This window comes from Neisseriaceae bacterium CLB008 (assembly GCA_041228285.1).
GTDB lineage: Bacteria > Pseudomonadota > Gammaproteobacteria > Burkholderiales > Neisseriaceae > JAGNPU01.
The window spans coordinates 2,116,357-2,129,561 of record CP166133.1; the positions used below are offsets into that span (position 1 = coordinate 2,116,357).

General features: G+C 52.2%; 15 protein-coding genes and 1 tRNA gene. 7 read left to right on the plus strand and 9 right to left on the minus strand.

Features of this window, described 5'->3' with window-relative positions; translation table 11 throughout:
• Window positions 1-26: 26 nt before the first annotated feature.
• The 4 genes from AB8Q18_09730 to AB8Q18_09745 form a co-directional block, all read right to left on the minus strand.
• Window positions 27-488, minus strand: a complete 462-nt coding sequence (locus AB8Q18_09730) for a YaiI/YqxD family protein (protein XDZ50475.1) — start codon at window positions 486-488, stop codon at window positions 27-29.
• Window positions 489-529: 41 nt separating this feature from the next.
• A complete protein-coding gene (locus AB8Q18_09735) occupies window positions 530-724 on the minus strand; it encodes a hypothetical protein (GenBank protein ID XDZ50476.1) in 195 nt (64 codons plus the stop codon).
• Between the two features lie 189 nt (window positions 725-913).
• Window positions 914-1,306 (minus strand): SgcJ/EcaC family oxidoreductase, encoded by a 393-nt coding sequence (locus tag AB8Q18_09740; GenBank protein ID XDZ50477.1) that lies wholly within the window; start codon window positions 1,304-1,306, stop codon window positions 914-916.
• A 111-nt stretch (window positions 1,307-1,417) separates the two neighbouring features.
• Entirely contained in the window at window positions 1,418-1,915 is a 498-nt protein-coding gene (locus AB8Q18_09745) for a DUF4442 domain-containing protein (GenBank protein XDZ50478.1), read from the minus strand.
• An 80-nt stretch (window positions 1,916-1,995) separates the two neighbouring features.
• On the opposite strand from AB8Q18_09745, the gene dapF reads away from it, so the two are divergent.
• The 4 genes from dapF (at window position 1,996) to AB8Q18_09765 (ending at window position 4,750) form a co-directional block, all read left to right on the plus strand.
• The gene (dapF, locus tag AB8Q18_09750; GenBank protein XDZ50479.1) at window positions 1,996-2,844 is read left to right on the plus strand and encodes a diaminopimelate epimerase; all 849 of its coding nucleotides are present in this window, start codon (window positions 1,996-1,998) and stop codon (window positions 2,842-2,844) included.
• On the plus strand, window positions 2,837-3,502 hold the full coding sequence (locus AB8Q18_09755; protein XDZ50480.1) for a DUF484 family protein: 666 nt from the start codon (window positions 2,837-2,839) through the stop codon (window positions 3,500-3,502). The genes dapF and AB8Q18_09755 overlap by 8 nt, the downstream gene beginning before the upstream one ends.
• The gene (locus AB8Q18_09760) at window positions 3,499-4,080 is read left to right on the plus strand and encodes a hypothetical protein (protein XDZ50481.1); all 582 of its coding nucleotides are present in this window, start codon (window positions 3,499-3,501) and stop codon (window positions 4,078-4,080) included. Before AB8Q18_09755 ends, AB8Q18_09760 begins: the two co-directional genes overlap by 4 nt.
• 67 nt (window positions 4,081-4,147) lie before the next feature.
• Window positions 4,148-4,750 (plus strand): LysE family translocator, encoded by a 603-nt coding sequence (locus AB8Q18_09765; protein XDZ50482.1) that lies wholly within the window; start codon window positions 4,148-4,150, stop codon window positions 4,748-4,750.
• A gap of 45 nt (window positions 4,751-4,795) precedes the next feature.
• On the opposite strand, the gene AB8Q18_09770 is transcribed toward AB8Q18_09765, so the two are convergent.
• The 3 genes from AB8Q18_09770 to AB8Q18_09780 form a co-directional block, all read right to left on the minus strand.
• Entirely contained in the window at window positions 4,796-6,451 is a 1,656-nt protein-coding gene (locus AB8Q18_09770) for an electron transfer flavoprotein-ubiquinone oxidoreductase (protein XDZ50483.1), read from the minus strand.
• 12 nt (window positions 6,452-6,463) lie between these two features.
• Window positions 6,464-7,657, minus strand: coding sequence for a CaiB/BaiF CoA transferase family protein (locus AB8Q18_09775; protein ID XDZ50484.1), 1,194 nt, complete (start codon window positions 7,655-7,657; stop codon window positions 6,464-6,466).
• 77 nt (window positions 7,658-7,734) lie between these two features.
• Window positions 7,735-8,922, minus strand: a complete 1,188-nt coding sequence (locus AB8Q18_09780) for an acyl-CoA dehydrogenase (protein XDZ50485.1) — start codon at window positions 8,920-8,922, stop codon at window positions 7,735-7,737.
• 145 nt (window positions 8,923-9,067) lie between these two features.
• On the opposite strand from AB8Q18_09780, the gene AB8Q18_09785 reads away from it, so the two are divergent.
• The 3 genes from AB8Q18_09785 to AB8Q18_09795 all read left to right on the plus strand — a co-directional run bounded on the left by AB8Q18_09785 (window position 9,068) and on the right by AB8Q18_09795 (window position 10,809).
• Window positions 9,068-9,853, plus strand: a complete 786-nt coding sequence (locus tag AB8Q18_09785; GenBank protein XDZ50486.1) for an IclR family transcriptional regulator — start codon at window positions 9,068-9,070, stop codon at window positions 9,851-9,853.
• Window positions 9,854-9,951: 98 nt separating this feature from the next.
• Entirely contained in the window at window positions 9,952-10,437 is a 486-nt protein-coding gene (locus AB8Q18_09790; protein ID XDZ50487.1) for a peptidylprolyl isomerase, read from the plus strand.
• Window positions 10,438-10,733: 296 nt separating this feature from the next.
• Window positions 10,734-10,809 (plus strand) — tRNA-Ala (locus AB8Q18_09795).
• A 58-nt stretch (window positions 10,810-10,867) separates the two neighbouring features.
• On the opposite strand, the gene AB8Q18_09800 is transcribed toward AB8Q18_09795, so the two are convergent.
• Together AB8Q18_09800 and AB8Q18_09805 are read right to left on the minus strand one after the other, a co-directional pair.
• Window positions 10,868-12,199: an MFS transporter gene (locus AB8Q18_09800; protein ID XDZ50488.1), complete on the minus strand. Its 1,332-nt coding sequence runs from the start codon at window positions 12,197-12,199 to the stop codon at window positions 10,868-10,870.
• Complete coding sequence (locus AB8Q18_09805) at window positions 12,196-13,125, minus strand: ketopantoate reductase family protein (GenBank protein XDZ50489.1); 930 nt, start codon at window positions 13,123-13,125, stop codon at window positions 12,196-12,198. The genes AB8Q18_09800 and AB8Q18_09805 overlap by 4 nt, the downstream gene beginning before the upstream one ends.
• Window positions 13,126-13,205: the final 80 nt, after the last annotated feature.

Consider the following 13,205-nt stretch of genomic DNA (forward strand, 5'->3'; position numbering starts at 1 on the left):
CGTTTTTCATTAGAATGGTGCGTGGCTTAAGCTTGACCTAAACGGCGGCGTAAATGCAGCCATTTGTCTAAGCTTTGACCAAAAGCCTGGCGATCTTTCGGCGACAGCGCAGCTGGCCCACCCGTGTGGATGCCGCTGCCGCGTAAAGTATCCATAAAATCACGCATGGTCAGCCGCTCCTGTATGGTCTCGAGAGTAAACGGTTCACCACGAGAACTGATCACAACGGCTTTTTTGGCTAAGGCATCGGAGGCCAAAGGAATGTCGGCGGTGATCACCAGGTCATTAGGCTCAATCAAGCGCACAATCTCATTGTCCGCCTCATCAAAACCGTGTGCCACCACGCGATTCTTAATGTAGGGCGACGGCGGCGTATGCATGGGGCGGTTCGCCACCAGCGTGACGTTGACCTGCTCTCGTTCGGCTGCCCGAAATAAAATGTCTTTAATCACCACGGGGCAGGCATCGGCATCAACCCAAATTTGCATCTTCATCCTTTACGTTTCATTTTGACACATGCTAACACACCTTAGCCCAAACCCGCCGCTTGTGGGCTGCGCTTGTGGGCCCGTTGATACCCTGGGCGTGCCTGTATCCTCAGCCACCATTGCCATAAGGCCGGATGACTGTGCTCGCTCAAACCGGCACGCTGAATCGCCAGGCTAATGGGTACGCTCATCATGTAGGATGAGTCGTGACCCACGCGGGTTTTAAATGGGGGCACCTGAGTACGTTAGGAGTGGTGGGTAGGCTACGCTTTACCCACCCTACGCGACGATAAATAATCTATGGTTTGTTGCATTCTACACTCGACGCTAAACGTTCTTCTTTCTCCAGCCCAATACAAAGGGCCTTAAATGACAAAATCACAGGCCCTTTGGTTAAACTTACACTTAATTTATGGCAAACCCGACTACTCAGACATGCCGATTAAATCGGTTCCGTAAGAATTATCAATCGCACACAGCCATCGACCATCTGCGCTGCGCGTAAACACATAGGTCGCCCGCCTATCCATGCTGTAGGCTTGCTCATCTTTTTCTGAATCTAAAAACGTTTGCGACAGCACCAAAACCGTGTCGCCCGCCTCAAGAAACACCATTTCGCCCTGGGTGGGCGTCAGGCTGTTTTGAAAGTAAGCGGCAATCTTAATGAAGGCAGCTTTAATTTCGTCTTTACCGCGGGCAATCATGTCGCCCTTCACCACCAGCACCGCGTCGTCTGTATAGTGAGCCATCAGGCCGTCAAAATCTTCACGCCTAATCGCCTCATCGCACGCCTTTATCAAGTCTCTTATTGCCTGCATCCTGCTGTCCTTTAACTGTTTTAAGGGCCATAAAAAAACCGAACCGCAAAGCCTGCCGTTCGGTTACGCTTGAGCACGATCTAGACTAACAAAAAAATCAGTGCGCGGCCATTATTCTGGCCGTTTTTTGGGTAGCCAAGCCCAGCACATCGTGGCCTCTATCGGCACTTCACCACGCTCATCGGTGACGATGCAGGGCACGATAAAATCGCCCTTGTCTTCATTAACCAAACGCGCGGCCATGTCCTCAGGCAAGGTCGCCACGGCCTTCATGTCGCCAACGGAGCGTTTGGTGTAGTGGATAGTCATACTTTTAAGCAACATCAGCTTGTCGTCAGGGGTATTCATGCCCACCACAAAACCTGTAGCGGTTTCGGCCAATAAAGCCATTGCGGTCGCGTGCACGCCCTTAATGTGGTTTTGGACTTTACGTTGATTTTTGACCCGTACAATCACCCGCTCTTGGCTGACTTCATCAAACGCTAAGCCCGCCGTGCTTAAAAAAGGCACCACCCGCCCTAAGGCGATGGTTTTGGCACGATTGCCTAATCCCGCTGGCCATCGGTCTAACTTTGCCATCATGGCCGACATTCTGTTTTTTATGCGCATATTTCTTCCTTGTTGACGTTAACGCAGCGCCCAATTTAAGTTATGATGAGCTTCTTTTATCTGCTTTGGCTTAAAATGTGATGAACACGCTCAAATTCACCAAAATGCATGGACTAGGTAATGATTTTATGGTGGTTGATGGGATTACTCAATCTTTTAAACCGAGTAAAACCTCTATAAAACAATGGGCTGACCGTCACTTTGGCATTGGCTTTGATCAACTGCTGCTGATCGAAACGCCAGCCTCGCCAGACAACGATTTTAAATACCGAATTTTTAACGCCGACGGCTCTGAAGTCGAGCAGTGCGGCAACGGCGCACGCTGTTTTTTTCGCTTTGTCATCGACAAAGGCCTGACCACCAAAACACAGTTACGCATCGAAACCAAAAAAGGAGTGATTGAGCCACGCCTCGAGCCTAATGGCTTAATTACCGTCGACATGGGCCAGCCTAGGCTCAGCGCCCAAGAGATTCCCTTTGTACAGTCAGCAGCAGAACCGACCGATGCCCTACAGCATCGCCTAAGCCTGACCGACGACAGCATTAATATCAGCACCGTCAACATGGGCAATCCCCATGCCGTGCTGTTGGTCGATGATGTCGACGCCGCACCGGTGGCGCTTATGGGCGCCGAAATTGAGCGTCATCCGCAGTTTCCAGAACGGGTTAACGTGGGCTTTATGCAGCTTGTAGATGCCGACACCATTCGCCTACGCGTGTTCGAGCGCGGCGTTGGCGAAACCCTCGCCTGCGGCACCGGCGCCTGCGCTGCCGTGGTAGCAGGCATCCGCCTAGGCTTATTAAACCACACCGTTTTGGTCCACCTACCTGGCGGCGACCTGCGCATCAGCTGGGCCCCAGGCCAGGCGGTGATGATGACGGGGCCAGCCCAAACCGTTTTTGAAGGGGAGTTAGTGATTCATGAATGAAGCCAGCCTATTGGATTTTTTAAAAAATCATCCTGAGTTTTTATTGACCCACGCCAAGATACTCGGCATTCAGCCCAATAATGACAAGATCACGGCCTTTGCCGAGGTCAAACTACAGGCCAATGAAATCCGTACCCAGCGCATGGAACAACACCTGAATGACGTCATCGACAATGCGCGCCACAATCAGGCTCTGATCGAAACGCTATTCAATCTTGACCATGCTCTAATTGGCGCCACAAGCCTAGCAGACATCACCACGGCCTTGACCAAGGCCATGACCGAAGGCTTTGATTTGCCCTACTATGTACTGAAGCTCGTACAGCCTGCACACAGCATCCAGCCGACTTTACCGGCAGCGCTACTGCTCAATGAAGGCGGCAAAGCTTACGAAAAGCTTAACCAGCTCAAGCGCAGCGTTTGCGATCAGTATTTGGCCGACGATGTTTTGGCTTGGCTACCGCCTTCAGCCACCACATTACAAAGCTTTTTAAAAGTACCGCTGCTCACGCCCGAACAAGGCTTTATGGGGGTATTAATCGTGGCCAGCCCTAACCCTCAGCATTTTGGCCCAGAGCAAGATACCCACTACATGGATCATCTGGCCCAAAACCTAGGCGCCGCCCTTAACCGTCTTTTCACCGTACGGACTGCATGAACATTAATCTGATCGTGGCGGCGCTCTTTGCCGCCCTCTTTGTGTGGCAATGCGCCCAATACCGCGAAACCAAGTGGCTATTGGCCAGCCTAATTTTATGGCTAGGCTTCACCTTCAACCTCAGCAGCACCCTGCCCTCGGTGTATACCTTCAGCAATGCGCTGTATCACAGCCACGTGGCCATTTTTATTGGCAGTTTGATTTATTTCATCAATCAAGTGCGCTGGGACAAAAAAAATCGGCTGATCCGCTTTAATCCAGCCAGCGGGCCATTTTTGCCTTATTTGGCCATGGCCTTAGTCTTCATGCACCTTGGCTTCGCCGCCTTATCCGCTTGGGTGTGGTGGCTGTACCCAGCGGGCCTGACCTATTTTGCGGCCTATAGCCTGCCGCAGCTGTACCTGCTTCAGCCCACCTATTTTATGGGCATGACCCTCTCACTCACCGGCCTGATGATGATACGCGCGCGCGCCAAAAATACCCGCGCCTTAACCGGCACGGCGCTACAGTGCGCTTTTTTGTGGGGCTTTTTCAGCACGGCCTTATACATTGTTCTGGATTTGATTTACGCCATTTAAAAAGCTTGCCAGCATCGGCTGGCAAGCTCATAATGATTTCCTTTGAAATCCGGACGTCTACACCGCTATGTCTTTCAGTTTATATTTATCCATCTTTACCTTTCTGTTGATTGCAGCGGTTACCCCCGGCCCAAATAATATTTTGCTCACCACCACGGCCGCCAACTTTGGCCTGGTAAGGGCGCTCATCCCCATGTTGGGCATTATGCTGGGCATGCAGGTATTGCTTGTATTGGTGGCCTCAGGCGTAGGCAGCCTGATCATTCTTCACCCCAATATTCATCTGGCCTTAAAGATCATGGGCAGCATTTACTTAGCGTGGCTGGCCTGGAAGCTGGGTTCGGCACGCTTTGAACCGCTAGACACCACCACGGCGCCGGCCAAACCGGTGAAGTTTTATCAAGGGGCCTTATTGCAGTTTTTAAACCCCAAGGCCTGGCTGATGGCCTTAGGCTCTATTTCTAGCTTTAGCCTCGTGGGCGCCCTCTACCTGCCGTCGGTGATCGCCATCAGCTTAATCATGATTGGGGTTAATCTCATCGCCAGCGCGGTATGGCTTGGCTTTGGTTCCTTAATTGGCCAATTTTTGAGTAGCCCTACTTCATGGCGCATTTTTAACGTCACCATGGGCGTCTTAACTGCCGCTTGCGTGCCCCTCGTCTGGTGGTAACACGATAGACAAAAAAAGAGCGCCTTAGGCGCTCTTTTTTTTAGGCTACATGGCCGAGTAGTTAGGACCACCACCGCCTTCTGGGCAAACCCAGACAATGTTTTGCGTCGGGTCTTTAATGTCGCAGGTTTTACAATGCACGCAGTTTTGCGCATTGATTTGCAACTGCTTCTCGCCTTCAACGTTTTCCACTATTTCGTACACGCCAGCAGGACAATAGCGGGTTTCGGGTGAGTCATACTCATCCAGATTCACGCTGATGGCCAAGGCGGGATTTTTTAACTTCAAGTGAGCCGGCTGATTTTCCTCATGGTTGGTGGCCGACAAAAACACGCTCGACAAACGGTCGAAGGTCAACACACCATCAGGCTTAGGATAATCAATTTTGCGGCTGCTCTTGGCCTTTTTCAAAGCCTTATGATCCGAATGCCCATGTTTTAAGGTCCACGGCGCGCAGCCCTTAAAGATGTAATCATCTAAAGCAGCATAGGCAAAGGCCACATACATGCCCCATTTAAACGCCGGGCGCACGTTGCGCACGCGCCAGAGCTCATCGTACAGCCAGCTGTTTTTCATCCGCTCAGGATAGCTAAATGACTCTAGGCCAGTTACGCCATCCACCATGGTGCTTAAGGTCACAAACACAGCATCGGCGGCCAACATGCCCGACTTCATCGCCGTGTGGGTGCCTTTAATGCGCGGCACGTTCAAGAAGCCAGCCGCATCGCCGACCAATAAACCGCCGGGAAAATGCAGCTTAGGCAGGCTTTGAATCCCGCCTTCCACTAAAGATCGCGCGCCATAGGCAATACGGCGGCCGCCTTTAAAAATCTTGGCAATGTCAGGATGGGTCTTGAAGCGCTGAAACTCTTCAAACGGTGACAAATAGGTATTTTGATAATCCAAGCCCACCACCATGCCGACCGCCACTTGGTTGTCGTCTAGATGATAGATAAACGAGCCGCCGTAGGTGCTGCTGTTCATAGGCCAACCCACGGTGTGGGTTACCTTACCAGGCTCCGACATCGCAGGGTCCACTTCCCAGATCTCTTTAATTCCCAAACCATAGGTTTGCTTGTCGGAATCGTGGGCCAACTTAAATTTCTCGATGATTTGCTTACTTAACGAACCACGGCACCCTTCGGCAAACACGGTTTGGTGAGCGTGTAGCTCCATACCGCGCTGATAGTTACCGGTAGGCTCGCCATCTTTACCGATGCCCATGTCACCAGTGGCAATGCCCTTTACCGAACCGTCTTCATGATAAAGCACCTCGCTGGCGGCAAAACCAGGATAGATCTCGACGCCCATGGCTTCGGCCTGCTCGGCTAACCAACGGGTCAGTTGACCTAGACTGATGATGTAATTGCCTTCGTTTTGCATGCTCGGCGGCACCACGGGTGATTTAATGGCTTTATTCTTGGTTAAGAACAACAGCTCATCTTTCACGACAGTACGCGTCACCGGCGCGCCTTTGGCCTGCCAATCGGGAATTAATTCGGTTAAGGCCTTAGTGTCCAATACGGCGCCCGACAAAATATGGGCGCCCACCTCAGAACCTTTTTCAACCACGCACACGTTGATTTCGTGGTTACGTTGCTCTGCTAACTGTTTCAGCCGAATGGCCGTGGTTAGACCAGAAGGCCCTGCCCCGACGATCACGACGTCAAACAACATACTCTCGCGTTCTTCTTGCACCATGGTTTATGTTCCTCAAATAATTTTTTTATTCTTCAATTGTACTATGAGTTCGTCACTTATACCCATCTCTTTTAAGACTTCCTCTGTATGTTGCCCCAACTTTGGCGGCAAGCTTTGATATTGCACAGGGGTTCGGCTCAATTTTAAAGGGTTGCCAATCAACTGCATGGCTCGCTCCGACTCGCTTAGGCTCACGCTCATCGCTCGGGCCTGCACCTGCGGCATGGCAAAAGCCTCGGCAATATTGTTAATCGGCCCACAGGGGACGTTGGCGGCCTCCAATAGATTTAGCCATTCATCCCGGCTTTTGTCCATAAAGCATGGCACCATTAACCCAATTAAGGCTTCACGATGCGCCACTCGATCAGGGTTGGTCATAAACCGTGAATCGCTCGCCCATTCAGGATGCCCTAAGGCCTCGGCCACGGCAGCAAACTGCTGATTATTACCGCAGGCCAAAATCAAATGCTGATCCTGGCCCGTTTCAAACACTTGATAAGGCACAATATTCGGGTGGGCGTTCCCTAGTCGCGGCGGCACGTCACCTGTGGCCAAGTAATTCATGCCCACATTGGCCAACATATTCACCGCACAGTCTAAGAGCGAGACGTCGATCCATTGGCCTAAACCACTGCGCGCGCGTTCAATCAACGCCGCCTGAATCCCCACCGTAGCCTGTAAGCCTGTGAATAAGTCTACCACAGCCACGCCAACTTTAAAGGGTAAACCCTCGGATGGGCCAGTAATACTCATCAACCCGGACATCCCTTGAATGATGTAATCATATCCGGGGCGCTTGGCGTCTGGCCCCGTTTGGCCAAAGCCCGTTAAGGAACAGTAGATCAGACGGGGGTTTAAGGCCTGCACCTGTGGATAATCCAGACCATATTTTTGCAGGCCACCGACTTTGTAGTTTTCCATCAACACATCGGCTTCAACAATCATCTGTTTGATTAAATCCTGTCCCTCTGGCGTGCTTAAGTCGACGGTCACCGAGCGCTTATTGCGATTCACCCCGGCAAAATAAGCCGAAGTCCCATCGGCAAAACTAGGCGGTGCCCAGGTGCGGGTTTCATCCCCGACTTCAGGACGCTCAATCTTAATCACTTCGGCGCCTAAATCCGCCAAATGCTGGGTACAGCTAGGGCCAGCTAAAACCCGAGACAAATCCAAAACCTTAATGCCTGCCAGTGCTTGCGTGCTCATGATGTGCTCCTTAAACCACAACAGGCAGCCAGGACGAATCCACAGCTGCCTGTTGGGAGAATAACTGATTAATAAAGTTAGGCGAACGCTTGAATGCCGGTTTGGGCACGGCCCAATATCAAGGCATGAACGTCATGAGTACCTTCATAGGTATTCACGGCTTCAAGGTTCATCACGTGGCGAATCACATGGTATTCATCAGAAATACCGTTGCCGCCGTGCATGTCGCGAGACACCCGCGCAATGTCCAACGCTTTACCACAGTTATTGCGTTTAATTAAGGAGATCATTTCCGGTGCGGCCTGACCTTCATCCATCAAGCGACCCACGCGCAGCGCAGCCTGTAGCCCCAGAGTAATTTCAGTTTGCATATTGGCCAATTTCAACTGCACTAGCTGAGTCGCCGCCAAAGGACGACCAAACTGCTGTCTGTCTAATGTGTATTGACGTGCCGCCTGCCAACAGAACTCCGCCGCACCCATAGCGCCCCAGGCAATGCCAAAGCGGGCTTTATTCAAGCAGCCAAACGGGCCTTTCAAGCCTTTGACGTTGGGCAATAGGTTTTCTTCTGGTACAAACACTTCATCCATCACAATTTCACCGGTAATCGACGCACGCAGTGAGAATTTGCCGTGAATCACGGGCATGCTTAAGCCTTTCATGCCTTTTTCCAGAATAAAGCCACGGATGTCGCCGGCGTCGTCTTTAGCCCACACCACGCATACGTCAGCGATGGGGCTATTGGTGATCCACATCTTAGCGCCAGAAATCGAATAGCCACCCGGTACGCTCTTGGCGCGGGTTTGCATGCTGGCAGGATCAGAACCGGCATTAGGCTCTGTCAGGCCAAAACAGCCCACCCATTCGCCAGACGCCAATTTAGGCAGGTATTTTTCTCGTTGGTCTTCAGAGCCATAGGCCCAAATCGGATGCATCACCAGGCTAGACTGCACGCTCATCGCCGAGCGATAGCCAGAATCCACGCGCTCAACTTCACGCGCAATCAGGCCATAGGCCACGCTGGATAGGCCGGCACAACCATAACCTTCAATGGTACAACCCAATAGGCCTAGCTCGCCCATTTGGGTCATGATGTTGCGATCAAACTGTTCATGGCGGTTGGCTTCTAACACGCCAGGCATCAGCACGTCTTGGCAAAAAGCTTCGGCAGAACTTTGGACCATGCGTTCTTCTTCAGTTAACTGCGCTTGTAGCAAAAAGGCGTCTTCCCAAGAAAAAGGGGCACGTTGATTGGTTTGGCTCATCTGGTTTCTCCTTTGGCACCGAATCTTGCCTAGCTAGGCAGCGATAAACGGCGGTAAACAAACGATTATGATTTAATAGTTTCGCTGTGCGAAATTTTGTTTTACAATGCAGAACAATCTACCGAATTTTAGAAAGCTTGTAAAGATGCTGGCGCAAATTTTAAATACCATGGCTCAGGCCCAAACCGAACAAGACCGTCAATTCGTGACCGCTCTGGCCCGTGGCCTCAGCCTATTGAGCGCTTTTGAGGAAGACACTGAATTGAGTCACCAAGCGTTGTGTCTACGCACACAGCTGCCCAAGGCCACCGTGACACGGTTGATCCACACCCTATGCCAAACCCAGTTTTTAATGTTTAATCCGCAAACGGGGCTCTATCAACTGGGCAAGCACGCACGACGCTTTGCCAGCCATGCACTGACGCAGTTCCATTTATTTCAGCACGCCCAGCCTTTATTACGCCAGTTTGCGCAAACCCATCAGGTGTCGGTGACGCTGGCCACAGAGGACGGCGGTGAAATGCTGTACCTAGAAAGCGTGCGTAGCCCCGCTAAGCTTGCCGTACAGCTACAGATTGGTTCACGCGTACCGGTGGCCTATTCGGCTATTGGCCGCGCCTATTACGCCAGCCTCCCCAGTGACGATGCGCGCGCCGATTTGATTACCCGCCTGCCCAGCGCCAACCGCGACAAACAAATCGAGCTGTTACAGCAAGGCGCAAGGCATTATGCCCAACAAGGCTATGTGTTGGTAAAAGGCGACTTTTCCTACGACATCATCGCTGCTGCCGTCGGTTTAAAAGACATCAGCCAACCCCATAAGCATTTCTCGTTAAACGCCAGCGCCCCCTCAAGCCTATGGTCTGAAGCCGACTATGCCTCGTTTATCGTGCCTAAATTAAAGGAACTGGCCGCCCATATCGAACTATGAGTTTAGGTTCGTCTAGGGCTTTACCTTGTACCGAGCGAAAGGGCAGTGCTACAATCGCCCTGTAATTCATTCACTTTAAACGATGAGAAAGTCGAAACATGCAAATCAGCAAAAATTCTGTAGTGACCCTTCAGTACGAAATGTACGATGCCAACGACCAATTAATCGACCAAACCAAGCCTGAAGAGCCTATTGCTTACTTGCATGGCGGCTACGATGGCATTTTCCCTTTGGTTGAAGAAGCCCTTCACGGCAAAGCTGCCGGTGACGAAGTAGACGTGTTGCTACAACCTGACGACGCGTTTGGTGAGCAAGATTCTGAATTGGTACGCATCGAAGAAGTGGCCAACTTCCCAGTAGAAGTAGAAGCCGGCATGATGTTTGAAGCCGACGACCCTGAAACTGGCGAAGTATTGATCTTCCGCGTGACCGACGTTGCCGACGGCAAAGCGGTTGTGGATGCTAACCATCCTTTAGCCGGCATGAAAATTCGCTTCAAAGCCAAGGTTCAAGAAGTTCGCGAAGCGTCTGCTGAAGAATTGGCTCATGGCCACGTACACGGTGCCCACGGCCACCAACACTAAGCCATACCTTCTAGAGGCTCGCTCGCTTAGCGCCAGCCTCTTACCAAAGGCCCCATTGGGGCCTTTTTTCATTCTGGCACACAACCCACGCTGACTTTATCTCATCGCTCGGCTAAGTGCGCCTGCCCCCTACTTCCCAAAAACCGCACAAAAAACTGGCACAAAGCACTGAATTAAAACTTTATTTCCAAAACACGACGTAAAAAAAATTTGACCCAAGGCCAAGCTTAGCTCGTTTAATGAGCATAAGCACTTGCAATCAGTCTTTAAAGCCTCTATAATCGCCCTTCTCTTGTGGGGGTATAGCTCAGTTGGTAGAGCGCTTGCATGGCATGCAAGAGGTCAGCGGTTCGATCCCGCTTACCTCCACCACGAATTCGAAAAAGGCTTAGATCACGATCTAAGCCTTTTTTACGTCTGTGTCGCCAGCCTACTCTGGTTTGCGCGCAGGAATGTGCTGACGCGTTAACGACAGCGCCAATAACACCAGCAGCATCGCCACCCCAAGCATGATGACGTAGGCCGTTAATCCGCCTAAGGTAATCAACACCGCCCCGGCAAACGCACTCACCACCGTCCCTAGCCGTCCCCACACCAAGGCCATCGCCGTTCCTGTGGCGCGAATCTTGGTCGGATAAATATAAGCACACAAGGGATACATCACTGACTGTACGGCATTGGTAAACAAGCCATGCACGCCGATGCCAAAAATCAGCAGGCCACTGCTGCTGGTCACATCAATGCCGAGCAGCAAAAAAGCGCTGATGGCACCGCCAGCACAGCAAATCAATAGGGGCACGCGCGAACCAAATCGAGTCACCATGAGCGCACAGCCCAAAGCCCCCAATACCCCGCCCATATTGTAAGCCGCCAGACCATTACTGGCGACGCTGACGCTTAAACCTTCGGCGCTGAGCATGGTGGGCAGCCAGCTAAAGGCGGCATAAATGGTTAATAAGCACATAAAAAACGCCAGCCAAATACTCAAGGTATCGCGCCCAAGGCCGTTAGCAAACAGTGCACCCACGCCTGAACGCGCTTCTTTTTCTTGCTCTAGCTGATCGGTAAAAGACACGCCTTCGGCAACAGGGTGGCCCATTTTGGCCATGATCTGGCGCAGCTGGGCGGCCCGTTTAGGGTGGCGCACCAAATACCGAGGCGATTCTGGCAACAGCAGATACAACACCACCAATAACACCATCGACAACAGGCCGCCGCTAAAAAATAGCCAGCGCCAACCATATAAAGGGATCACTTGGCCGGCAAACAGGCCGGACAACATGCCTCCGAGGGGCACGCACACAATGGTGGCGGTAATCGCCAGGGTTCGACGGCGACTAGGGGTAAACTCAGCGGTCATCGTGGTGGCCGTCGGCAGGGCCCCACCAATGCCCAGACCAGCCACAAAGCGCAAGATGGTCAACTGGGTGAGGTTTTCCGCCAATCCAATCAATCCCGTGGCGACACCAAACGTCAATACGCTTAAGATCACGGCCCAGCGACGGCCATAGCGGTCGGCAAAAAAACCCGCTGACGCACTGCCTAAACCCATCCCCACGAGCCCTACGGCCACCGTAGGCGCAAAGTCGTTCCGACTCAAACCCCATTCTTGTAACAAAGTCGGGATGGCGTAGCCAATAAGCTGGCCGTCAAAACCATCCATCACAATAGCCAAAGCAGCCAGAATAAAAACCCGCTTTTGAAAACGACTGTAGCCGCCTTGATCAAGGACTTGGCCAATGTCTACCGATTGCTGGTTCATATAACCTCCTCACGCAAAGCGCTCAATAAGCGCACCAAACCCAATAGCGTGGCAGTCACCGGCACGCTAACGTCATGTTGCTGCGCCAAAGCCACAACGGCGCCATTCAGCGCTTCTATTTCAGTTTGTCGGCCTGAGCGCCAGTCTTGTAACATAGAGGGCAAATGACCTTGATGATGCGTGATGGCGTGCTGAACCGTTGCCCTAACCTCGGCCTCATCCACCACAATACCTTGAGCCGTAGCCACCGCCACGACTTCGGCCACCACGGTCAGTGCCAAAGCTTCCCCATCGGGCAGCAGGCCTAATCGATCAACCGAAGCGTTCACAACGGTACACAGACTATTTAAGGCACAATTAAAGGCGACCTTGGCCCAAATGGTGGGCCACACGTCTTGGCTGATTTTGGCGTTTAAGCCGGCCTGGTTCAAAAGCGCTTCCATACTGGCGGCCACGTCAGGTACCGGCCCCTCCACCGCCATAAACCGAATATTGCCCTGACCGTGCGTCACCACATGATTCACATCAGGCTTATCGGCCGGCCAAGTGGTGGTGCCGATGAGTATCTGCTGCATGGGCACGCAACGGGCCAGCTGGGCCAAATGGCCTAGGCCGTTTTGCAGGCTCATCACCCAGGTGTGCGGGGTGAGCCAAGACTGGACGCCACTCAAGGCGGCTAAAGTGTGGTGGCTTTTGGTGAACACCCACAGCCATTCAATGGGCTCAACCAAATCCTCTGGCCGACAGCAATGGATGTGGGACACTATGCGCTGTCCTGCATCGGTCTCTAAGCGCAGGCCCTCTTGACTGATGCGTTGCAACGTCGGCGCATCAATGTCGACCAAGGTAACCTGAGCCCCCTGCTCAGCCAATAGCCCACCAAATAGTGCCCCCATGCTGCCGGCACCCAATATCGTGATCCTCATTGTATTTCTCCTTATTTGACCCTCAACTTGATGCCTAGACCAGCGCACCGCTTCATCTTGTTTTAAAATCAGCGTACATA

Coding starts and splice junctions, on each gene's coding strand:
- AB8Q18_09800 (XDZ50488.1), bottom strand. CDS start 12,199: ATGAACCAGCAATCGGTAGACATTGGCCAAGTCCTTGATCAAGGCGGC.
- AB8Q18_09745 (XDZ50478.1), bottom strand. CDS start 1,915: ATGCGCATAAAAAACAGAATGTCGGCCATGATGGCAAAGTTAGACCGA.
- AB8Q18_09790 (XDZ50487.1), top strand. CDS start 9,952: ATGCAAATCAGCAAAAATTCTGTAGTGACCCTTCAGTACGAAATGTAC.
- dapF (XDZ50479.1), top strand. CDS start 1,996: ATGAACACGCTCAAATTCACCAAAATGCATGGACTAGGTAATGATTTT.
- AB8Q18_09780 (XDZ50485.1), bottom strand. CDS start 8,922: ATGAGCCAAACCAATCAACGTGCCCCTTTTTCTTGGGAAGACGCCTTT.
- AB8Q18_09775 (XDZ50484.1), bottom strand. CDS start 7,657: ATGAGCACGCAAGCACTGGCAGGCATTAAGGTTTTGGATTTGTCTCGG.
- AB8Q18_09760 (XDZ50481.1), top strand. CDS start 3,499: ATGAACATTAATCTGATCGTGGCGGCGCTCTTTGCCGCCCTCTTTGTG.
- AB8Q18_09755 (XDZ50480.1), top strand. CDS start 2,837: ATGAATGAAGCCAGCCTATTGGATTTTTTAAAAAATCATCCTGAGTTT.
- AB8Q18_09770 (XDZ50483.1), bottom strand. CDS start 6,451: ATGGTGCAAGAAGAACGCGAGAGTATGTTGTTTGACGTCGTGATCGTC.
- AB8Q18_09740 (XDZ50477.1), bottom strand. CDS start 1,306: ATGCAGGCAATAAGAGACTTGATAAAGGCGTGCGATGAGGCGATTAGG.
- AB8Q18_09805 (XDZ50489.1), bottom strand. CDS start 13,125: ATGAGGATCACGATATTGGGTGCCGGCAGCATGGGGGCACTATTTGGT.
- AB8Q18_09785 (XDZ50486.1), top strand. CDS start 9,068: ATGCTGGCGCAAATTTTAAATACCATGGCTCAGGCCCAAACCGAACAA.
- AB8Q18_09765 (XDZ50482.1), top strand. CDS start 4,148: ATGTCTTTCAGTTTATATTTATCCATCTTTACCTTTCTGTTGATTGCA.
- AB8Q18_09730 (XDZ50475.1), bottom strand. CDS start 488: ATGCAAATTTGGGTTGATGCCGATGCCTGCCCCGTGGTGATTAAAGAC.